At 63.2% G+C, this 20,437-nt stretch carries 18 protein-coding genes; 14 read left to right on the forward strand and 4 right to left on the reverse strand.

Going from position 1 to position 20,437, the window contains the following annotated elements; genetic code table 11:
• The first annotated feature begins 109 nt into the window (after positions 1 to 109).
• The 9 genes from ACFY9W_RS21270 (at position 110) to ACFY9W_RS21310 (ending at position 9,097) form a co-directional block, all read left to right on the forward strand.
• A complete protein-coding gene (locus tag ACFY9W_RS21270; RefSeq protein WP_391134218.1) occupies positions 110 to 241 on the forward strand; it encodes a hypothetical protein in 132 nt (43 codons plus the stop codon).
• Positions 238 to 1,011: an endonuclease/exonuclease/phosphatase family protein gene (locus ACFY9W_RS21275; RefSeq protein WP_391134221.1), complete on the forward strand. Its 774-nt coding sequence runs from the start codon at positions 238 to 240 to the stop codon at positions 1,009 to 1,011. Before ACFY9W_RS21270 ends, ACFY9W_RS21275 begins: the two co-directional genes overlap by 4 nt.
• On the forward strand, positions 1,008 to 2,210 hold the full coding sequence (gene clsB / locus ACFY9W_RS21280) for a cardiolipin synthase ClsB (RefSeq protein ID WP_391134224.1): 1,203 nt from the start codon (positions 1,008 to 1,010) through the stop codon (positions 2,208 to 2,210). The genes ACFY9W_RS21275 and clsB overlap by 4 nt, the downstream gene beginning before the upstream one ends.
• Complete coding sequence (locus ACFY9W_RS21285) at positions 2,210 to 3,169, forward strand: lysylphosphatidylglycerol synthase domain-containing protein (RefSeq protein WP_391134227.1); 960 nt, start codon at positions 2,210 to 2,212, stop codon at positions 3,167 to 3,169. Before clsB ends, ACFY9W_RS21285 begins: the two co-directional genes overlap by 1 nt.
• A 415-nt stretch (positions 3,170 to 3,584) precedes the next feature.
• Positions 3,585 to 6,053, forward strand: coding sequence for a DNA ligase D (ligD, locus tag ACFY9W_RS21290; RefSeq protein WP_391134230.1), 2,469 nt, complete (start codon positions 3,585 to 3,587; stop codon positions 6,051 to 6,053).
• Complete coding sequence (locus ACFY9W_RS21295; protein ID WP_391134233.1) at positions 6,050 to 7,075, forward strand: acyl-CoA dehydrogenase; 1,026 nt, start codon at positions 6,050 to 6,052, stop codon at positions 7,073 to 7,075. Before ligD ends, ACFY9W_RS21295 begins: the two co-directional genes overlap by 4 nt.
• Positions 7,072 to 7,842: a PIG-L family deacetylase gene (locus tag ACFY9W_RS21300; RefSeq protein WP_391134236.1), complete on the forward strand. Its 771-nt coding sequence runs from the start codon at positions 7,072 to 7,074 to the stop codon at positions 7,840 to 7,842. Before ACFY9W_RS21295 ends, ACFY9W_RS21300 begins: the two co-directional genes overlap by 4 nt.
• Positions 7,839 to 8,438 carry an SAM-dependent methyltransferase gene (locus ACFY9W_RS21305; RefSeq protein ID WP_391134239.1) on the forward strand — a complete coding sequence of 200 codons (600 nt, stop codon included), beginning with the start codon at positions 7,839 to 7,841 and terminating at the stop codon, positions 8,436 to 8,438. The genes ACFY9W_RS21300 and ACFY9W_RS21305 overlap by 4 nt, the downstream gene beginning before the upstream one ends.
• On the forward strand, positions 8,435 to 9,097 hold the full coding sequence (locus tag ACFY9W_RS21310; protein ID WP_391134242.1) for a glycosyltransferase: 663 nt from the start codon (positions 8,435 to 8,437) through the stop codon (positions 9,095 to 9,097). Before ACFY9W_RS21305 ends, ACFY9W_RS21310 begins: the two co-directional genes overlap by 4 nt.
• Position 9,098: 1 nt before the next feature.
• Here ACFY9W_RS21310 and ACFY9W_RS21315 read toward each other — a convergent pair whose 3' ends face one another.
• Together ACFY9W_RS21315 and ACFY9W_RS21320 are read right to left on the reverse strand one after the other, a co-directional pair.
• The gene (locus tag ACFY9W_RS21315) at positions 9,099 to 9,935 is read right to left on the reverse strand and encodes a Ku protein (RefSeq protein ID WP_391134245.1); all 837 of its coding nucleotides are present in this window, start codon (positions 9,933 to 9,935) and stop codon (positions 9,099 to 9,101) included.
• 9 nt (positions 9,936 to 9,944) lie between these two features.
• A complete protein-coding gene (locus ACFY9W_RS21320; RefSeq protein WP_391134248.1) occupies positions 9,945 to 10,082 on the reverse strand; it encodes a PSPA7_2676 family Cys-rich small protein in 138 nt (45 codons plus the stop codon).
• Positions 10,083 to 10,309: 227 nt separating this feature from the next.
• Here ACFY9W_RS21320 and ACFY9W_RS21325 point away from each other — a divergent pair, with 227 nt between their 5' ends.
• Positions 10,310 to 14,419, forward strand: a complete 4,110-nt coding sequence (locus tag ACFY9W_RS21325; RefSeq protein WP_391134251.1) for a CheR family methyltransferase — start codon at positions 10,310 to 10,312, stop codon at positions 14,417 to 14,419.
• A gap of 39 nt (positions 14,420 to 14,458) precedes the next feature.
• Here ACFY9W_RS21325 and ACFY9W_RS21330 read toward each other — a convergent pair whose 3' ends face one another.
• Together ACFY9W_RS21330 and ACFY9W_RS21335 are read right to left on the reverse strand one after the other, a co-directional pair.
• On the reverse strand, positions 14,459 to 14,977 hold the full coding sequence (locus tag ACFY9W_RS21330) for an MgtC/SapB family protein (RefSeq protein ID WP_391134253.1): 519 nt from the start codon (positions 14,975 to 14,977) through the stop codon (positions 14,459 to 14,461).
• Between the two features lie 186 nt (positions 14,978 to 15,163).
• Positions 15,164 to 16,078 carry a LysR substrate-binding domain-containing protein gene (locus tag ACFY9W_RS21335; protein WP_391134256.1) on the reverse strand — a complete coding sequence of 305 codons (915 nt, stop codon included), beginning with the start codon at positions 16,076 to 16,078 and terminating at the stop codon, positions 15,164 to 15,166.
• Between the two features lie 100 nt (positions 16,079 to 16,178).
• Here ACFY9W_RS21335 and ACFY9W_RS21340 point away from each other — a divergent pair, with 100 nt between their 5' ends.
• The 4 genes from ACFY9W_RS21340 (at position 16,179) to hutH (ending at position 20,437) form a co-directional block, all read left to right on the forward strand.
• Positions 16,179 to 17,144 (forward strand): glycine betaine ABC transporter substrate-binding protein, encoded by a 966-nt coding sequence (locus ACFY9W_RS21340; protein ID WP_391134259.1) that lies wholly within the window; start codon positions 16,179 to 16,181, stop codon positions 17,142 to 17,144.
• 75 nt (positions 17,145 to 17,219) lie between these two features.
• On the forward strand, positions 17,220 to 18,071 hold the full coding sequence (locus ACFY9W_RS21345; protein ID WP_391134262.1) for an ABC transporter permease subunit: 852 nt from the start codon (positions 17,220 to 17,222) through the stop codon (positions 18,069 to 18,071).
• Positions 18,068 to 18,901 (forward strand): betaine/proline/choline family ABC transporter ATP-binding protein, encoded by an 834-nt coding sequence (locus ACFY9W_RS21350; RefSeq protein ID WP_391134265.1) that lies wholly within the window; start codon positions 18,068 to 18,070, stop codon positions 18,899 to 18,901. Before ACFY9W_RS21345 ends, ACFY9W_RS21350 begins: the two co-directional genes overlap by 4 nt.
• Positions 18,902 to 18,913: 12 nt before the next feature.
• A complete protein-coding gene (gene hutH / locus ACFY9W_RS21355; protein WP_391134268.1) occupies positions 18,914 to 20,437 on the forward strand; it encodes a histidine ammonia-lyase in 1,524 nt (507 codons plus the stop codon).

Genomic DNA, 20,437 nt, shown 5'->3' on the forward strand with positions numbered 1-20,437 from the left:
TATGGCTTGAGAGACTGGCATTCCCCCAGCGCCACTCGTCAACCCTGCTGAACCCTTCTGCTCTGCTGCCGGTCGCTAACTGATGATTACATGGACATTGGGGGCTGTCGTGAGCGAGATCCGCATAGGCATTTCCGGTTGCCGCAGTGGCCCAGGGCACAAGGGCTTCTACCCCGAGGGGCTGCGCCAGGACAAAGAGCGGGTGACCAAACCGGGCGTCGAACCGCAGGAGCCGCTATGAACCGGACACTGCCCGCCCCCCGCTGCATCATCGACAAGGTCACCGCCGTACATCGCCTGACGGTACTGACCCTGAATGTGCACAAAGGCTTCACCCTGTTCAACCGCCGCTTCATTTTGCCGGAACTGCGCGAGGCGGTACGCTCGACCGGGGCCGACCTGGTGTTTCTCCAAGAGGTACACGGCAGCCATCAGCAACATGCCGAGCGCCACCCCATGTGGCCGAAAGCGCCCCAGTACGAGTTTCTCGCCGACAGCATGTGGCCGCAGTTCGCCTATGGCCGCAATGCGGTCTACCCCCATGGTGACCATGGCAACGCGCTGCTGTCCAAATTCCCCATCCGTGCCCATGACAACCTGGACGTTTCGGTCCATGGCAACGAAGAACGAGGCCTGCTGCACTGCCAGCTTGAAGTGCCGGGCCATGAACAGGTGCACACCGTCTGTGTACACCTGGGCCTGCGTGAAGCGCATCGTCAGCGTCAGGTCGGCCTGCTGCTGGCATTGCTTGACAGCCTGCCAGCGGACGAGCCGGTCATTGTCGCCGGCGACTTCAACGACTGGCGCCTGAAAGCGGATGCGCGGCTGTCGGGCCACTTGGTGGAAGCCTTCGGCAAGCCGGCACGCAGCTTCCCCGCGCGCCTGCCGATGCTGCGCCTGGACCGCATCTACCTGCGCAATGCCCACGCGAGCCAGGCACGGGTGTTATCCAGATACCCGTGGTCACATCTCTCCGACCATGCCCCGCTGGTGGCGCAGGTGACGCTATGAAACAGCCTTGGTGTGATGGCAACCGTGTCGAGTTGCTGATAAACGGCGAGCAGTACTACCCCCGCGTATTCGAGGCCATGGCCCAGGCACGCGAGGAGATCCTTCTGGAAACCTTCATCATCTACGACGACAAGGTCGGCCAACCCTTGCGCCACGCCCTGATCGATGCCGCACGGCGCGGGGTGCGGGTCGAGGTGGCGGTGGACGGCTACGGCACCGCCGACCTGCCTGACGAATTCATCACCTCGATGACCGAGGCCGGCGTGCGGTTCCATGCGTTCGATCCACAGCCACGGCTGGTGGGCATGCGCACCAACCTGTTTCGCCGCCTGCACCGCAAGATCGTGGTGATCGACGGGCAACGCGCCTTCATTGGCGGCATCAATTACAGTGCCGACCACCTGGGTGACTTCGGCCCGCAGGCCAAGCAGGACTACGCCGTGGAGGTCGTCGGCCCGGTGGTGGCCCAGGTGCATGCTTCTACTTGCCGCATGCTCGCACCGGTGCTGGCTGCTGCCAGCAGCGTCAAGCCGGGCGGCATCGCCTCAGGCCCGGCCAGCGCCGTGCTGGTGGAACGCGATAACCAGCGCCATCGCAACGATATCGAAGCCTGCTACCTGCAGGTTTTCCGTGAAGCAAGGCAACGTATCGTCGTGGCCAACGCCTACTTCTTCCCCGGCTACCGCTTGCTGCGCGAGCTGCGCAACGCCGCCCGGCGCGGGGTCGAGGTGACGCTGATCCTCCAGGGGCAGCCGGACATGCGCTGGGTACGCGCGCTCTCGCGGCTGCTCTACAACTACCTGTTGCGCGACGACGTGCGTATCCATGAGTACTGCCAGCGGCCGCTTCACGGCAAGGTTGCGTTGGTGGATAACGACTGGTCCACCGTAGGCTCAAGCAACCTCGACCCGCTGAGCCTGTCGTTCAACCTTGAGGCCAACCTGCTGATCCGCGACCCTGCATTCAACGAACATTTGTACCAGCACCTGACCGAACTGAGCCGGGAGCACTGCAAGACCGTGACGCTGGAGCGCATGGTGCGTGGTTACTGGTGGCGTGCCCCGTTGATCTTCCTGGGGTTCCACATCACGCGCTATTTCCCGCGGATTGCCGGCTGGTTTCCGGCGCACCGGCAACGCCTGCAATCGCTGCAAGCCGACGACCAGGCCCCTGCCGACTACCACGGGGGCAAGACTTGATGGCCACTACACGCTGGATGACCTGGGCCAAACGCTTGCTGACCGTGCTGTTTCTGGTGTTGATACCGGTACTGCTGGTAACCCTGGCGCGTAACCTGGACTGGAACGAAGTACGCCAGTCGCTGCTGGGCTACCGGCCCTCCACCCTGGCCTTGGGGCTGCTGCTGGCGCTGTGCAGCTACCTGGTATTCGCCAGTTACGACCTGCTCGCCCGGGCCTATACCGGCCACCGCCTGCCGGCCCGCCAGGTACTGCCGGTAGCGTTCGTCTGCTATGCGTTCAACCTCAACTTCACTACCTGGGTCGGTGGCGTGGCCCTGCGTTATCGCCTGTACAGCCGGCTGGGGCTGGATACCCCGACCATCACCCGCATCCTCACCCTGGGGCTGTTGACCAACTGGATGGGCTACCTGCTGCTGGCCGGCACGGTATTCGCCCTGGGCCTGGTCGAGCTGCCGGAAAGCTGGGCGGTGGGTGCCAGCGGCCTGCGCCTGATCGGTGTACTGATGGTGGCGGTGGCGTTGGCTTACCTGTGCGCCTGCGCTTTCGCCAAGCGGCGCACGTGGGCGCTGCGCCAGCACGAAGTCACCCTGCCAAGCCTGCGAATGGCGCTGTGCCAGGTGGCGCTGGGCGCAAGCAACTGGGCGCTGATGGCAGCGCTGATCCACCTGCTGCTGCCGCCCGGGCTGTTCTATCCCTCGGTGCTAGGTGTGCTGCTGATCAGTTGCGTCGCCGGGGTGGTCGCCCACATTCCCGCCGGGCTCGGCGTACTAGAGGCCGTGTTCCTGGCTTTGCTTCATGGCCAGCTAGGCCAAGGCACCCTGGTCGCCGCGCTGCTGGGCTATCGAACGTTGTATTACCTTATCCCGCTGCTGTTGGCGGTGGTTACTTACCTGCTCCTCGAGAAGCGCGCCAAGGCCTTGCGCCAACAGGCCGGGGCAGCGCTCGACAAGCGCTGAAGGGCGTGATGAACCCGGCACCCGTCCCACCCTCCCAACAGATACCTGTTTTCACAGAACTGCACATCACTTACTGACTCAGCAGGGATCCTGTGGGAGCGGGCAAGCCCACGAACACCGGCGCAGCCGGTGCCATGCACTGCGTTGGATTCTTCGCGGCGGTTCGACGCCTCGACGCGCCCGCTCCCACAGGGTACGCGGTACGCCCGGCATCGGTTCTCTGCGCGACAGCGCAGCCCAATGGGCTGGGCAATCTCCCACAGGCGTTGCAGGTTTGTGGGCTTCACCCGGTCGACTCTCGCCAGCGGTAAATGATTCAGAGGTTCGGCAAACACCCGCTCCTCGCCTTTTTTGAACTCCTCGCTGCCCCGCCCCCTCCCAATCCTGAGACCTGCAAACCTTTCCGGAGCCCGCCATGGCCAAGCCCCTGCAGGAGTACCAGCGCAAGCGCGACTTTGACGCCACCCCCGAGCCAGCCGGTAAACGCGCCCGCTCGAGCCCGGCTCATGCGCTGCGGTACTGCATCCAGAAACACGATGCCAGTCACCTGCACTACGACTTTCGCCTGGAGCTCGATGGCACGCTCAAAAGCTGGGCTATCCCCAAGGGCCCCTCGCTCGACCCCAAGGTCCGGCGCCTGGCCGTGCACGTGGAGGACCACCCGCTGGACTACGCCGATTTTGAGGGGCGCATCCCCGAAGGGCACTACGGCTCAGGCGACGTGATCGTCTGGGACCGGGGTGCCTGGGAGCCCGAAGGCGACCCCCGCGAAGCCTATGCCAAGGGCAAGCTGCGGTTTCGCCTGCAGGGCGAGAAGCTTTCGGGGGTGTGGAACCTGTTCCGCACCCACCTGGCTGGCAAGAAAGAACAGTGGATGCTGGTCAAATCCCATGACGCACAGGCCCGCAGCGAAACCGACTACAGCATCGTCGAGGCCTTGCCAGACAGTGTGCTGAGCGAGCGCACCCTGCCGCCGCGGCGACCCGCCAAGGCGACCGCCTCCCCACGCAAGCGCAAGGCCGGCGGCAAAGCCATGCCGAACCTGCTCCAGCCGCAATTGGCTACCCTGGTAGATTCCCCACCCAGCGGCGACTGGCGCTATGAAGTCAAGTTCGATGGCTACCGGATCCTGGCGCGCATCGAGGGTGAAGACGTGCGCCTGTTCACCCGCAATGGCCACGACTGGAGCGCCAAAATGCCTCGACAGGTCGGGGCGCTCCAGGCCCTTGGCCTCGACTCGGCGTGGCTGGATGGCGAGATGGTGGTGGTCGACGACAACGGCGTAGCGGGCTTTCAGGCCTTGCAGAATGCCTTCGACACCGAGCAAGACGAGGGCATTGCCTACTACCTGTTCGACCTGCCCTGGCTGGGTGGCGAAGACCTGCGAGACCTGCCGCTGCAACAGCGTCGCGCCACCCTGGCCCGGCTGCTGGAGGGCAATGCATCGCAGGTACTCAGGTATTCCGCCGATTTTGCAGAGCCCGTCGCGTCACTTCTCGACAGCGCCTGCCGGCTGCAGCTCGAAGGCCTGATCGGCAAGCGTGCCGACAGCCCCTATGTTGGCCGGCGCAGTAGCGACTGGGTCAAGCTCAAGTGCACGCAGCGCCAGGAATTCGTGATTGTGGGCTTCACCGACCCCAAAGGCAGCCGCAACGGCTTCGGCGCCCTGCTGCTCGGCCTGCACGATGACGCCAGCGGCCAACTGCGCTACGCCGGCAAGGTCGGCACCGGGTTCAGCGCTGCCACTCTGGATAGTATCCACGCCCGCCTCAAGCGGTTGCAAACCGACAGGCCGCCCTTGCCCAGGCCACCCACCGGTGCTGAAGCCCGCGGGGTGCATTGGCTCAAGCCACAGCTGCTGGCAGAAGTCGCCTATGCCCAGATGACCCGTGAAGGCATCGTGCGCCACGCGGTGTTCCACGGCCTGCGCCACGACAAACCCGCCACCGCCATCGACCTGGAGCGAGCAATGCCCGCCAAGCGTGCAGCACATACACCACACGAGGACGCGGGCACCCTGCGCCTGACCCACCCCGACCGAGTGGTCGACGCAACCACCGGTACCACCAAACGCCAAGTTGCCCAGTACTACGCTCAGGTCGCCGACTGGCTGCTGCCACAGCTCAAGGATCGGCCTGTCGCCCTGGTGCGGGCACCGGATGGCCTGGGCGGCGAGCTGTTCTTCCAGAAAAACGCCGACCAGCTGCATATCCCTCACCTGCTCAGCTACAGCAAGGCCCAGGCCGGCCAGGCGGCCATGGTGCTCAACCGCGCAGACAGCCTGCTGGGCGCGGTGCAGATGAATACGCTTGAACTGCACACCTGGAATGCCACCATCAAGGATTTCGACAAGCCCGACCGCTTTGTCCTCGACCTGGACCCCGACCCGGCATTGCCCTGGAAAGCCATGCTTGAGGCCACCCAACTGACCCTGACCTTGCTTGACGAACTGGGCCTGAAGGTGTTTCTCAAGACCAGCGGCGGCAAGGGCATGCACCTGGTTGTACCGTTGACCCGTCGCGCTGGCTGGGACGAGGTGAAGGACTTCAGCCATGCGCTGGTCAAGCACATGGCCGGGCTGTTCCCCGATCGCCTCAGCGCGGTGTCCGGGCCGAAGAACCGGGTCGGGCGCATCTTCATCGACTACCTGCGTAACGGCAAGGGCGCCACCACCGTTGCCGCCTACTCGCTACGAGCCCGCGAGGGCCTGCCGGTTTCGGTACCCATCTGGCGTGAAGAACTGAGCCAGCTCAAGGGTGCCAACCAGTGGCACATCGGCAACCTTCAAGCACGGCTTGCACAGGTCGACGACCCGTGGGCCGCAATGGGCAAGACCCGCCAGTCGATCACGCTGCGCATGCGCAAACAGTTGGGAATTGCATGATGGAATTGACCCAATTCGATTCGTTATTACACCGTTTTACTCACCGTTCGCAGGCCATCGACCGGGACACTTCGCTCATGGAACTGATGCAGGCCTTGAAGGGCGAACAACTCGACACACTCCCGTTGCCCGGCCAGGGCAGCACCCTGGAGCGCTGGCGGGCCTTGGCGCGGGTCGCCGCTTGCGATCTCAGCCTGGCCAAGCTCTACGAAGGCCATACCGACGCACTGGCGATCCTGGCCGAATGCGGTGCCGCCCAGCATGCCGGCAACGGCATCTGGGGCGTGTGGGGCGCCGAGCCGCCGGATGCGCGGGCCTACATCGTCGAACGGGACGGTGAACGCGTATGCCTGCAAGGCCGCAAGGCCTGGTGCTCTGGTGCGCTGCACATCAACCGTGCGCTGCTCACCGCGTGGGAAAACGACCAGCCTCAACTGGTGGCCATCGAGTTGCCTCACCCCAGCCAACGCATTCAGGCCGAGCACTGGCAGGCGGTTGGCATGGCTGCCAGTGTCAGTGTCGCCATTGAATTCGATCACTCGCCGGGGCTAGCCATCGGTGGCCCCGGCCAGTACCTTTCGCGCCCGGGCTTCTGGCACGGCGGCGCCGGCATCGCTGCTTGCTGGTATGGCGCCGCCGAGGCATTGGCAGACTACCTGCGCGAAAACTGCCGCAAGCCCCGGCGCGACCCGCACGCCGATGCGCACCTGGGCGCAGTCGATGCCGCCTTGTACGGAGCCCGCGCAGCCCTTCACGAATGCGCCACCTGGATCGACCGTCACCCTCAGGCCGACGCCAGCTTCGAGGTGCAGCGCACCCGCGCCCAGGTCGAGCAGGCGGTCGATCAGGTCATACAGCATGTCGGCCGGGCGCTGGGCGCCACACCGTTCTGTCGCAGCAGCCATTTTGCCCGGCTCAGTGCCGACCTGCCGGTGTACCTGCGTCAGAGCCACGCCGAACGCGACCTGGCCGAGTTGGGCCGACAACTGGCCGGCATGCCGGCGGGAGCATGGCAACTATGAGCCAGAACCTGATACAGGCTGCGCAAGGGACGCCGTGGAGCGCCTGGCAGCATTCTGCTCAACTGGCCCGCGCCAGCTGGACGCTGCCTGAGCAGTTGTGCCCGCCTGGAAGGCGCCTGGTACTGCTGGCGCCGCACCCGGACGACGAGATTCTCATGGCTGGCGGGCTACTGGCCAGTTTCCAGGGGCGAGAACAGGACGTGCTGCTTGTTTCTGCAACCAATGGCGAGGGTAGCCACCCGCATTCCTCGCAATGGCCCGAGCGCCGCCTGCGTCATCAGCGCCCGCTGGAAAGCCGCCATGCCCTGCAGCTGCTTGGCCTGGACCTCAATCGCCTCGACTGGCGACGACTCAACCTCAAGGATGGCGCGCTGCCCCATGATGAAGCCTTCCTGGTCAACCACCTCAATCAGTTGCTCAAACCTGGCGACCTGCTGCTGACCACATGGCGCGGTGACGGCCATTGCGACCACGAGGCAGCGGGTCGCGCCTGTGCCCAGGCAGCACAGGCCTGCCGGGCACAACTGGCGGAGGTACCGGTCTGGGCCTGGCACTGGGCAAGCCCCGACGACCCGCGCCTGCCTTGGCCCCGAGCCCGCCGCCTGCAACTGTGCGATGCGCATCTGGCGCTCAAACGCCAAGCCCTCGCCGCTCATGCCAGCCAGTTGCAGCCCGATGGTGATCGTGCGCCGGTAGTTCCAGAGCAGTTGCAGGCTTGCCTGTTGCAACCGTTCGAGCTGATTTTCCTGTCAACGGAGGCAACATGAGCCTGGGCGCACAGTATTTCGCCGACTTGTATGCCGGCAACGATGACCCCTGGGCCTTTCGTACCCGCTGGTACGAACGGCGCAAGCGCGAGCTGACGCTGGCCAGTCTGCCGCGGCAATGCTATGAGCGCGTCTTCGAGCCCGCCTGCGCCAACGGCGAGCTGAGCGCGCTGCTGGCCGAGCGCTGCGCCAGCCTGTTGTGCCAGGACATCGACGCAACGGCCGTGGCCCTGGCCCGCCAGCGGCTTGCGGGCGTGGGCCACGCCCATGTCGAACAGGGCCACCTGCCGGGCGACTGGCCGGGCGGTCAGTTCGACCTGATCGTGCTCAGCGAAATCGGCTACTACCTTGACGCCACCGACTGGCTGCAGGTCATCGAGCAATCAGCGGCCAGCCTGGCAGATGACGGAGGTCTGCTGGCCTGCCACTGGCGCCACCCCATCGCCAGCTGCCCGCAGGATGGCCGCGAGGTGCACGCCCTGCTAGCCCGGCATCTGCCACTCTACCCAGTGCTGCGCCACGAAGAGGCGGACTTTTTGCTCGAATACTGGTCGTGTCAGCCCAGCGTCGTTGACCTCGACGAGACCTGCCCATGATCGCCGTCATCATCCCCGCCCACAACGAAGCCCGGCGGCTTGGGCACTGCCTGGCGGCCGTCAAGCAGGCCGTGGCGCAAGCCGAGGCGACGGGCTTGGCAGTCGAGGTACTGGTGGTGCTGGATCGCTGTGTAGACGCCAGCGCGCGCATCGCCCGCCGCCATCGCGTGCATACCCTGGAGCTGGAGGCCGGTAACGTAGGTATCGCCAGGCGCCTGGGTGCGGCGTGGATGATCGAGCGCGGTGCCCAGTGGCTGGCCTTCACCGACGCCGACAGCCGCGTGCCCGGGCACTGGCTGGTGTCGCAGCTGCAATGGCACGCCGATGCGGTCTGCGGCACGGTGCACATCGAGCGCTGGCAGCCTTGGCAAAACGCCGCGTTGCGCCAGTTGTACCGCAGCCGTTACCAGCCCAAGGATGGGCACCGGCACATCCATGGCGCCAACCTCGGGGTGTGCGCAAAGGCCTATGAGCGCGTCGGCGGGTTCCAGCCAGTACCGGCGCACGAAGATGTGCAACTGGTGTTGGCCCTCGAAGCCAGCGGCGCACAGATCGTGTGGACCGCGGCGCACAGCGTGGCCACCAGCAGCCGGGTGGACAGCCGCGCGCGCCACGGCTTCGGCGACTATCTCAAGGGGCTTGAGGGGGAGCTTGGGTAACTCATGAAGCCTTGCGTGAACGCTTGGCCACCGGTTTTTTCGCCTTGGGCTTGCCGCCGAGGCTACGCTTGAGCAACTCGGTAAGGTCGATGATGTCGGCGCCCTTCTCCGCCGTCGCGCCCTCGCCTTTGTCCACGGTTTCGATCTTGCCTTTGCTGGCTTTCTCCTCCACCAGGTCGAGGATGGTCTGGCGAAACGCATCACGGTAGTCATCGGGCGCCCATTGCCCGCTCATGTCCTCCACCAGGCGCCGGGCCATCTCCAGTTCACGCTTGTCGACCTTGCTGTCGGTCACGCTCTTGTCCAGTTCCAGCGTATCCAGCCCACGCACTTCTTCCGGCCAGCGCAGGGTGATCAACACCAGCGCATCCTCCAGTGGGCGCAGCAGGGCCAGGTGCTGGCGGGTGTGCAGCACCACGGTAGCCAGGGCCACCTTGCCGGTGCTGTGCAGGGTCTCGCGCAGCAAGGCGTAGACTTTGCCGCCACGACGGTCGGGGCTCAGGTAGTAGGGGGTGTCAAACTGTTGCAGCGGAATGTCGCCAGCGTCGACAAACGAGAAGATATCGATGGTCTGGGTGGCCTCGGGCCTGGCCTTGCGGATTTCTTCCTCGCTGATCACCACGTAGCGGCCCTTCTCGTACTCCACACCCTTGACGATGTGCTCCTTGTCGATTTCCTTGCCGGTTACCTTGTTCACACGCTTGTAGCCAACCGGGTCCATGGTGCGCTTGTCCAGCCAGTCGAAATCCACACGCTCGCTGCGCACGGCGGTATTCAGCGAGACAGGGATGTGCACCAAGCCGAAGCTGATTGCGCCTTTCCAGATTGACCGGGCCATGGTCCGCTCCTACGCATTGAAGGGTTGGCCGGGCTGGCTATAGCGCAGCGCGCCACAGCGTTCGCAACACTGGCAGTGAAGCCCGGCGACTTCACTCACCAGCAGGCTGCGCCATTGGCAGCCACGCAGCAGGCAGAAGAATTTCATCAGCCACCTCCCGGGCCCAGGGATATCCAGGCCCTTATTGAAACTGACTACGCGGCGCCGCGAAGGTTTATCCGGATATCCCGGGCAGGCCTTCAGGGCAGCGGGAAAAATAGCGGCACTTTGGCCGGCGAGGGCTGTCCTAACGTGAACCCCGCTCGTCGGCTGAAGGGTGTCGGGCCTATAATCGGTGCCAAAGCTCACTTCCGGTTCGCACAAGGCTCGTGCCAATGAAATCGTCCAGCAAGACTTCCCTCGCCTCGCCGCACAACCCTGCACTCAGCCCCAGCCACCTGGACTTCCCGGTGGTGGGCATCGGTGCATCGGCCGGCGGGCTGGAGGCCGTGCAGGCATTTTTCCAGCACGCCCCTGCGGATGCCGGCATGGCCTTCGTGGTGGTGCTGCACTTGTCACCGGACCACCAGAGCCAGGCCGACCGCCTGATCCAGCGCGTCACGCGCATGCCGGTGTGCCAGGTGAGCGAGCCGGTACCGATCGAGCGTAACCACGTGTATGTGATCTCGCCGGCCAACCGCCTGTCCACCAATGACGGCTACCTGCGGGTCAGCCCGGCCAGGCGCAGCCGCGGTGACCACGTCGCCATTGACCTGTTCTTCCGCGACCTGGCGGACGTGCACAAGGACCATGCGTTCTGCGTGATCCTTTCGGGCAGCGGCAGCGATGGCGCGGTGGGCCTGTCGCGTATCAAGGAACAAGGTGGCCTGACCCTGGTGCAGTCGCCCGATGACGCCCAGTACCCCGATATGCCAAGGGCCGCCATTGCCACCGGTATGGTGGACCTGATTCTGCCGGTGGCCGAAATACCGGGCAAGCTTGTGGACCTGTGGCGCACGGCACAAAAGGTGAAACTGCCGGAAATAGAAGATGACAGCCTGCCGCCGCCTCTGGGCGAACGCTCAGGCGACCCAGCCCACTGCGACCCACTGCTCGACGACATCCTCGTCCGCCTTCATGCCAGTACCGGCCACGACTTCCAGCACTACAAGCGCGCTACCGTGCTACGCCGGCTTGAGCGGCGCCTGCATGTCACCGCGCAGACTGACCTGGCCGGCTACCGTGAATACCTTGAGCGGCACCCTGAGGAATGCCGTGCATTGCTGGCTGACATGCTGATCGGGGTCACCAACTTTTTCCGCGACCGGGATGCCTTCGAAGCATTGCAACAACAGGTCATGCCGGGGCTGGCCATCGACGACAGCGAGGACCAGCAGCGCGAGATACGCATCTGGTCGGCCGGTTGCTCCTCCGGAGAGGAAGCTTACAGCCTTGCGATGATGGCGACTGAGCAGCTGGCAATGGCGCAGCGCAGTGCCAAGGTTCAGGTGTTCGCCACCGACCTCGACGAGCGTGCGATCAATATCGGCCGGCTCGGCCTTTATCCCGATGCCATCGCCACCGATGTACCCACGGCCAGGTTGCGTCAGTTCTTCATCAAGGAGGACCAGCACTATCGGGTACGCAAGGACATTCGCGAAAAAGTCCTGTTCGCCCGGCACAACCTGCTGTCGGATCCACCGTTCTCTCAGCTGGACCTGGTGGTATGCCGTAACCTGCTCATCTACCTGGACCGGGAAGTGCAACGGGAAATATTGCGCCTGTTCCACTTTGCCCTGCGCAAAGGGGGTTACTTGTTCCTGGGCAGTTCGGAATCGGCAGACGTGGCTACCGACCTGTTTATTGCCGTGGACAAGCGCCATCGCATCTTCCGCGCCAGGGAAGTGGAGCCGGCGCGCCGCCCGGGGCGGCTTCACACGCCCGACACGCAAGCAGTACGCGCCAAACCCAAGCCCCTGCGCAAGTTGTCCTACGCTGAAATCCACCACCGTGCCTTGTCCAGGCGCACACCGCCCAGCCTGATCGTCGATGCTGATGGCAACATCCTGCACATGAGCGAAGGCGTGGGCCGCTTCCTGCGCCACGCCGGTGGCGAAGTCAGCCCCAGCCTGCTGAACCTGGTACTCGCGCCGCTGCGCCCTGCCCTGCGCAGTACCTTGTTGCAGGCTCAGAACACCGGCCAGCCGGTCAGCTCGGGCGCAGTGATCACCACGGTCGACGATCAGCGCGTCGAAATCCAGGTACAGGTACAGCCCCACCAGGACGAACCCAGTGGCAGCGAATGCCTGCTGGTGGTATTCCAGGTTCGCGAAGCTGATCCCCATAACCCGCCTGCCATCCAGCAAACCGAAGGCATGGTGTTGAGTACCCTGGAGCGCGAACTCCAGCGTACCCGCCAGCAGTTGCAGGAAACCATCGAGCAGTCGGATATCTCCAGCCAGGAGCTGATGGCCTCTAACGAAGAAATGCAGGCGATCAACGAGGAGCTGCGCCTGGCCAGCGAGGAGCTGGAAACCAGCAAGGAAGAGCTGCAATCCATCAACGAAGAATTGCTTACGGTCAACTACGAGCTCAAGACCAAGGTCGATGAAACCGACAAGATCAACGACTACCTGAGCAACCTGATCGCCTCCACCCAGATCGCCACCGTTTTCGTCGACCGCCAGTTGCACATTCGCTGGTTCACCCCCGGGGCCACCGCCATTTTCAGCATACTGCCGGTCGACACCGGCCGCTCGCTGCTCGACATCACCCATCGCCTGGAATATCCGGGGCTGGCGGACGATGCGCGCGCGGTGATCGAGCGCGAAACCACGCTCGAGCGCGAAGTCATCGGCCAGGACCAGCACTGGTACCTGGCGCGCCTGCTGCCATATCGGGCCAGCGAGCAGAATGTCGATGGCACCGTGCTCACGTTCATTGACATCACCAAAAGCCGCGCAGCCGAAGAGCGCCTACGCCAGGGTGAAGAACGCATGCGCCTGGTCGCGGAGAGCACTCATGACTTCGCCATCATCCTGCTTGACGAACAAGGCCTGATCATCGACTGGAACACTGGCGCTGCGCTGATATTCGGCTACGCCAAGGATGAAGTGCTGGGCCAGCACTATGCGCTGATCTTTACCGAGCAGGACCGCGAAGAGGGCCAACCGGAACGTGAACTGCGCGCCGCCCGCCTGCATGGCCGCGGCCAGGACGAACGCTGGCATGTGCGCAAGGACGGCAGCCGGTTCTATTGCAGTGGCGAAGTCTCCCGCCTCAAGGGCAGCAGTTTGCGCGGTTACGTGAAGATCGCCCGTGACCTGACCGGCCACAAGCGCCTGCAGGACGAACAAAGCAAGCGCCTGGCCGAGTCGCAGAGCTCCAGCCATATGAAGGACGAGTTCTTCGCGGTGATGTCGCACGAACTCAAGCACCCGCTTAACCTGATCCAGCTCAATGCCGACATCTTGCGACGCATCCCGTCGGTCAGCAGCACCGGCATGGCGAGCAAGGCAGTCAACGTCATTCGCGAAGCGGTCACAAGCCAGGCGCGGATCATCGATGACTTGCTTGATGTGGCGCGCATCCGCACGGGCAAGCTCAAGCTCAAGACCCAGCCTGTCGACTTGTCTGCCATGCTGCAAGGTATCTGTGCTGTAGCCTGCAATGAGCAGCGCGGCCGCAGTGTTCGGCTGACGCTGCCGGCCGATGGTACGCCGGTCTTTGTGGAGGCCGACAGCACACGTGCCGAGCAGATTATCTGGAACCTGTTGAACAACGCACTGAAGTTCAGCCCTGCCGATGGCGAAATCCAGTTGAAACTTGCCCGGCAGGATGAGCAGGCACGACTTGAAGTCATCGATCAGGGCATAGGCCTCGCCGAAAACTCCCTGGAAGATATTTTCGAGTTGTTCAACCAGGCTGCACCGACCGGGCATGGCCGTGAGGGGCTGGGTATTGGCCTTTCCCTGGTCCGGCAACTGGTAGAAGCCCATGGCGGGGCGGTCAGCGTAGAGTCTCCCGGAATAGGCCTGGGTTGTACGTTCATCATCACATTGCCGTTGTGTGTGTACACCCAGCAACCCCAGGTTCAGGGCGAAGCGCTGCCATCAGAAGGCCGGCTGAAAGGGGTTCGCATACTGTTGGTGGATGACTCGCTGGATGTGCTGGAAGTGATGGAACAGTTGCTGTTGATGGAGGATGCCGACGTGGACGCCTACAGCGACCCGAAACTGGCGCTGCAATCGGCGGCAGATGCGCGTTACGACGTGATCATTTCCGACATCGGCATGCCTGGCATGGATGGCCATGCGCTGATCCGGGCGCTGCGTGGCCTGGAACATCTGCGCTACATCCCAGCCATCGCCTTGACTGGCTACGGGGCAAGCGCTGACCAATACAAGTCTCGACAGTCCGGCTTTGACCGCCACTTGAACAAGCCCGTGGGTTATGACGACCTGATTGACGCGATCGAGCGCCTGAATGGCTCAACGTCGGTCTGACCAGTGCCGACAGGCTGACCGGGGGGCGACCCACGCCCCTCAGTGCTTCCTGCCCTCCTCCTCCTTCTGTTTCTCTTCGTCCTGCCCTTCGACCTTGTCCACCAGCAAGGGCATGGTGCCCAGCACCAACAGCGCCAGCACCGTGCTGACCAGCGCCGTGGCTTCTCGCCCCATCCCCGCCGCCGTACCGATGGCCGCCGTCATCCATAGCCCAGCGGCGGTGGTGAGGCCTTTGACATGGCTGGTGTCCTGGCCATTGCCTTTGAGTATGGTGCCCGCCCCCAGAAAGCCGATACCGGCAACGATGCCCTGAATCACCCGGCTGAGCGCCTGCGCATCGGCACCTGCCATACTCGGTGCCAGCACGAACAGCGCCGCCCCCAGCGAAACCAGCATGTGCGTGCGCACCCCGGCGGATTTGCCCTTGTGCTCGCGCTCGAACCCCAGCACCGCGCCCAGTACGGCAGCCATCAACAGCCGTACCAGTATTCGCACGATCTCGCGTTCATCGCCGATATCGGCGAATTCGGCCTGGATGGTTTGCCAGATCATGTCCATGGGCAGGTTCCGGCCTGGTCACGTTCCCTGCCTGTGCGGCGCGCTTCGCCGGCTTGCGCTTGTTCGATCTTGATGGGCATGGCAGCGTTTTCCGTAGGCGGTTAAAGCCTAGGACTGCAACCACTGCAAGGTTGCTGCATCGGACTGCCAGATGGATCGTGCAAGCCGCATCGTCCCACCCGTCGTTCATTCGGATGCAAACGACGGTCGTTCCGCAAACCATGCCACCGCAAGCTCCTTGAACGCCTCAGCCGAAGGCGTCAGCGGGTAGCGCTGATCGTGCGCCAGTACAATGCTATGCGTTGGCAATTTTTCCTGAGTCGGCCGACATACCAGCGCTTGACCATCATAACTACGATCGCCAAACGGCCGGGTGTAGATCAGCGCCACGCCAAACCCGTTGGCGACGAGGCTGCGCTGCAACTCGAAGGTGCGCACCCGGTGCACCACGGAGGGTGTAAGGTCGTAAAAGCTGAACAGATCCAGCACATGCTGCCAACTTTGCGCCTGATCGGTAACGACCAGCGTGTAGTCGGCCAGTGCCTTGAGACTGACACGCGGTTCATTGGCCAGCGGGTGATCGGCCGCCAGCAGTACCTGAGCAGTCAGTTGGCACAGCGGAGTGGTTTGCGTGTTCGGTGGCAACCCCAGGTCGTAGGTGATCGCCAACTCAATCGCCCCTTCACTCAGCCGCTTGCCAACAAAATCGAAGCTGCCATCGCGCATGTCGACCGTGACCCTCGGGCAGGACTGCTGCATCCGTCGCACGATTTGCGGCAGGCAATAGGGCGCCAGGTCTTCAAAGCAGCCGACCACCAGTTCTCCGACACACTCGCCGGCAGTGGCATTGATCTCGGCAAAGGTCTGAGCCTCAGCCAGTACACGACGTGCCTGGACCATGACGGTTCGACCGAATGGGGTCAGCGATATGCCGAGGCCCCGTTGGCGTATGAAGATGGACTGACCCAGCACTTCCTCGAGTTCCGTAATGGCCGCCGAGATGGAGGGTTGCGAAACATGAAGCTCCATGGCGGCCGTCGTCAGGTTTCCGTGCTTGGCCGCTGCGAGTGCATAGCGCAATTGCCGCAGTGTGAACTTCATAGGTTTTTCCGTTGTGATGCATCAGGACTTATTATTTCTTCCTTTTTTGAGGTTGTGAAATATTTCTCCCGTGCACAGGTTCTTGTTCGGGAGCGTCACAATGACAATTACAAAAGCTCTACTTGCCACAACGCTTTCTTTCGGGCTGCTGGCATCCGCTGGTGCCAGCCAGGCCGCCGGGTGGTGCGAGTCGGGTAAACCGGTGAAGTTCGCCGGTTTGAACTGGGAAAGCGGGATGCTGCTTACTGACGTGATGCAGTTCGTGCTGAAAAATGGCTATGGCTGCGAAACCGACAGCCTGCCAGGTAACTCCATCTCCATGGAAAACGCTCTGAGCAGCAACGACATTCAGGTGTTTGCCGAGGAATGGGTGGGGCGCAGCGAGGTCTGGAACAAGGCGGCGGCTGCCGGCAAGGTCGTTGGCATCGGTTCGCCAGTCGTTGGTGCGGCCGAAGGTTGGTATGTGCCGCGTTATGTGATCGAAGGCGATGCCAAGCGCAAACTCGAAGCCAAGGCACCGAACCTCAAGGCCATCGCCGACCTGGGGCAATACGCCCAGGTATTCAGGGACCCTGAAGAACCAGATAAAGGGCGCTTCTACAATTGCCCGGCCGGCTGGACCTGCGAGCTGGACAACAGCGAGATGCTCAAGCGCTACGGCCTGGAAAGCACCTATACCAACTTCCGCCCGGGCACCGGCCCGGCACTGGATGCCGCCGTACTGTCGAGCTACAGGCGTGGCGAGCCGATCCTGTTCTACTACTGGTCGCCGACGCCGCTGATGGGCCAGGCCGACCTGGTCAAGCTGGACGAACCAGGCGTGGATAAATCGGTGACCATTCAGGTGGGTGTGTCGAAGGCCTTCCACGAGCAGGCGCCGGAGCTGGTGGCAGTGCTGGAAAAGGTCAACCTGCCGATCGACCTGCTGAACCAGAACCTGGGGCGCATGAGCAAGGAGCGTATCGAGTCGCCTGAGTTGGCCAAACTGTTCCTCAAGGAACACCCCGAAGTCTGGCACAGCTGGGTCAGCGTAGACGCAGCCAAAAAGGTAGACGCGGCACTCTGAGGGTGTGAGCGGGTCCGGCGCGTGTCGGGCACGCCATGCAGCAGTCCGCTTCATGCACTTGCTTGAGAGAATTCCATGTTTCCCAAGAACTTCACGTTTTCCATTGCCGACTGGGTCAATGGCTGGGTCGATGCGCTGGTCACCAACTACGGTGATGTGTTCCGGCACATCTCCGACACCCTGCTCTGGGCCATTGTCAACCTCGAAGGCCTGCTGCGCGCAACACCCTGGTGGCTGATGCTGGCCATTGTCGCGGGTATTGCCTGGCACGCCACGCGCAGGGTTGTGCCCACTGCCGTGATCGTCGGCTTGCTCTTTCTGGTCGGTGCGGTCGGGCTCTGGGACAAGCTGATGCAGACCCTGGCGCTGATGCTGGTAGCAACGCTGATATCGGTGTTGGTCGGTATTCCGCTGGGTATCCTCTCGGCGCGCAACGATCGCCTGCGGGCGGTGTTGATGCCGCTACTCGACATCATGCAAACCATGCCCAGCTTCGTGTACCTGATTCCGGTTTTGATGCTGTTCGGCCTGGGCAAGGTGCCGGCGATCTTTGCCACCGTCATCTACGCCGCCCCGCCGCTGATTCGCCTTACCGACCTGGGCATTCGCCAGGTGGACGGCGAAGTGATGGAGGCAATCAATGCGTTCGGTGCCAATCGCATGCAACAACTGTTCGGCGTGCAACTGCCACTGGCGTTGCCGAGCATCATGGCCGGTATCAACCAGACCACCATGATGGCCCTGTCGATGGTGGTCATTGCATCGATGATCGGTGCCCGTGGGCTGGGTGAGGACGTGCTGGTCGGCATCCAGACCCTGAACGTGGGCCGCGGCCTTGAAGCGGGCCTGGCCATTGTGATTCTGGCGGTTGTGATCGACCGCATTACCCAGGCCTATGGCCGGCCACGGCATGGGGTGGGCAAATGAGCGCCAAACAAACAATGAACAAGATCGAAGTCAAACATGTGTTCAAGATTTTCGGTGCTCGCGCCGAAGAAGCCCTGAAACTGATCCGCCAGAACAAAAGCAAAGATCAGGTCCTGGCCGAAACCGGCTGCGTAGTCGGGGTCAACGACTTGTCGTTGTCCATCGGCAGCGGCGAAATCTTTGTGATCATGGGGCTGTCGGGCTCGGGCAAATCGACCCTGGTGCGTCACTTCAACCGCCTGATCGACCCGACCAGCGGTGAGATCCTGGTGGATGGCGAGGACATCCTGCAATACGACATGCAAGCCCTGCGGGAATTTCGCCGCCACAAAATCAGCATGGTGTTCCAGAGCTTCGGCCTGTTGCCACACCGCACCGTGCTGGACAACGTTGCCTACGGCCTGAAAGTCCGTGGCGAGGGCAAGGCTTTGTGCGCCGAGCGTGCCCTGCACTGGATCAACACCGTGGGCCTCAAGGGTTACGAAAAATCCTACCCGCACCAGTTATCAGGCGGCATGCGTCAGCGTGTCGGCCTGGCCCGGGCCTTGGCCGCCGACACCGACATCATCCTGATGGACGAGGCCTTCAGTGCGCTCGACCCGCTCATCCGCGCCGAAATGCAGGACCAGTTGCTGGAACTGCAAAAGACCCTGCACAAGACCATTGTCTTCATCACTCACGACCTGGATGAAGCGGTGCGCATCGGCAACCGGATTGCCATTCTCAAGGACGGCCGCCTGATCCAGGTCGGCACCCCGAAGGAAATCCTCCACCAGCCTGCGGACGACTACGTAGATCGTTTCGTGCAGCGCCGTGTAGCTTCGCTTTAAGGAACCACGTGTATGTCACTTGCCGAAAAGATCATCATCGCCGAGGCGCCAGTACGCTGGCAGGACGTGGTGGCAGTGGCCCGACACGGGGCGAAGCTTGAGCTGGCCCCGTCGGCCTGGGCGCGTATCGAGAACGCCCAGGCGATCGTCCAGCGCATCGTTGCCAGCGGTGAACGCGCCTACGGCGTCAACACCGGGCTTGGCGCCTTGTGCAATGTCTCCTTGCAGGACGAACAACTCAGCCAGCTGTCGCGTAACACCCTGCTCAGCCATGCCTGTGGCGTAGGCCCGGCGCTGTCGGACGAACAGACCCGGGCGATAATGTGTGCGGCGATCATCAACTTCAGCCAGGGCCGCTCCGGCCTTCAGCGCAAGGTGGTCGAGGCGCTGCTGAGCCTGCTCAACCAGCACATCACCCCGCAGGTACCGAAACAGGGGTCTGTGGGGTACCTGACCCACATGGCACATATCAGCATCAGCTTGCTGGGCGTCGGCCAGGTCAGCTATCGCGGCCAGGTCGTGCCGGCGCTGCAAGCCTTGACCGAGGTCGGCCTGGCGCCGGTCAAACTGGGCGCAAAGGATGGCCTGTGCCTGGTCAACGGCACCCCTTGCATGACGGGCCTGAGTTGCCTGTCTTTGGACGACGCCACGCGTTTGAGCCAGTGGGCAGACGTTATCGGCGCCATGAGCTTCGAGGCCCAGCGCGGTCAACTCGATGCCTTCGACCCTGAAATCATCGCAATGAAACCGCACCCCGGCATGCAGCGCGTGGGCAGTAACTTGCGCCGCCTGCTCGACGGCAGCGAAGTCATTGCCAGTAGCCAGGGTATCCGCACCCAGGACGCCTTGAGCATTCGCTCGATTCCGCAGGTTCATGGCGCCGCGCGCGATCAGCTGGATCACGCTGCGCGACAGATCGAAACCGAACTCAACTCCACGACCGACAACCCGATGCTGCTGGGTACACCTGAGTCATATCGGGTGGTGTCCCAGGCGAATCCGCACGGCCAGTCGGTGGCCATGGCGGCCGACCTGCTGGCAATCGCGGTGGCCGAAATCGGGGCGATTGCCGAGCGCCGACTCGATCGCCTGATCAACCCGTTGGTCAGCGGCTTGCCGGCCTTCCTGGTCAGCCAGCCGGGAGTGAATTCGGGCATGATGATTGTCCAGTACGTCGCCGCTTCACTGTGTGCAGAAAACCGTCAGCTGGCGCAGCCGGCAGTCATCGACAACTACGTCACCTCTGGCCTGCAGGAGGATCACCTGAGCATGGGCACCAACGCCGGGTTGAAGCTGCACCGCGCGCTGGAGAACTGTACGCAGATCCTTGCCATCGAATACCTGTTGGCGGCTCAGGCATTCGAATTTCTCAAGGAGCAGCGCTTTGGCGCGGGCACCCGCGTTGCCTGGCAGTTGTTGCGTGAACGGGTCCCGGCCTATTCCCAGGACCGTTGGCTGGCCCCGGACATCGCCAGCAGTGCATCGATCCTGAAGGACCCCGGCCTGCCTGGCGCGGCCTTTCCTTGGCTGCTATGA

The sequence above is a fragment of the Pseudomonas sp. NPDC008258 genome, assembly GCF_042956345.1.
Lineage (GTDB): Bacteria > Pseudomonadota > Gammaproteobacteria > Pseudomonadales > Pseudomonadaceae > Aquipseudomonas.

Coding starts and splice junctions, on each gene's coding strand:
- clsB (WP_391134224.1), top strand. CDS start 1,008: ATGAAACAGCCTTGGTGTGATGGCAACCGTGTCGAGTTGCTGATAAAC.
- ligD (WP_391134230.1), top strand. CDS start 3,585: ATGGCCAAGCCCCTGCAGGAGTACCAGCGCAAGCGCGACTTTGACGCC.
- ACFY9W_RS21275 (WP_391134221.1), top strand. CDS start 238: ATGAACCGGACACTGCCCGCCCCCCGCTGCATCATCGACAAGGTCACC.
- ACFY9W_RS21350 (WP_391134265.1), top strand. CDS start 18,068: ATGAGCGCCAAACAAACAATGAACAAGATCGAAGTCAAACATGTGTTC.
- ACFY9W_RS21295 (WP_391134233.1), top strand. CDS start 6,050: ATGATGGAATTGACCCAATTCGATTCGTTATTACACCGTTTTACTCAC.
- ACFY9W_RS21315 (WP_391134245.1), bottom strand. CDS start 9,935: ATGGCCCGGTCAATCTGGAAAGGCGCAATCAGCTTCGGCTTGGTGCAC.
- ACFY9W_RS21310 (WP_391134242.1), top strand. CDS start 8,435: ATGATCGCCGTCATCATCCCCGCCCACAACGAAGCCCGGCGGCTTGGG.
- hutH (WP_391134268.1), top strand. CDS start 18,914: ATGTCACTTGCCGAAAAGATCATCATCGCCGAGGCGCCAGTACGCTGG.
- ACFY9W_RS21305 (WP_391134239.1), top strand. CDS start 7,839: ATGAGCCTGGGCGCACAGTATTTCGCCGACTTGTATGCCGGCAACGAT.
- ACFY9W_RS21335 (WP_391134256.1), bottom strand. CDS start 16,078: ATGAAGTTCACACTGCGGCAATTGCGCTATGCACTCGCAGCGGCCAAG.
- ACFY9W_RS21345 (WP_391134262.1), top strand. CDS start 17,220: ATGTTTCCCAAGAACTTCACGTTTTCCATTGCCGACTGGGTCAATGGC.
- ACFY9W_RS21320 (WP_391134248.1), bottom strand. CDS start 10,082: ATGAAATTCTTCTGCCTGCTGCGTGGCTGCCAATGGCGCAGCCTGCTG.
- ACFY9W_RS21300 (WP_391134236.1), top strand. CDS start 7,072: ATGAGCCAGAACCTGATACAGGCTGCGCAAGGGACGCCGTGGAGCGCC.
- ACFY9W_RS21285 (WP_391134227.1), top strand. CDS start 2,210: ATGGCCACTACACGCTGGATGACCTGGGCCAAACGCTTGCTGACCGTG.
- ACFY9W_RS21325 (WP_391134251.1), top strand. CDS start 10,310: ATGAAATCGTCCAGCAAGACTTCCCTCGCCTCGCCGCACAACCCTGCA.
- ACFY9W_RS21330 (WP_391134253.1), bottom strand. CDS start 14,977: ATGGACATGATCTGGCAAACCATCCAGGCCGAATTCGCCGATATCGGC.
- ACFY9W_RS21340 (WP_391134259.1), top strand. CDS start 16,179: ATGACAATTACAAAAGCTCTACTTGCCACAACGCTTTCTTTCGGGCTG.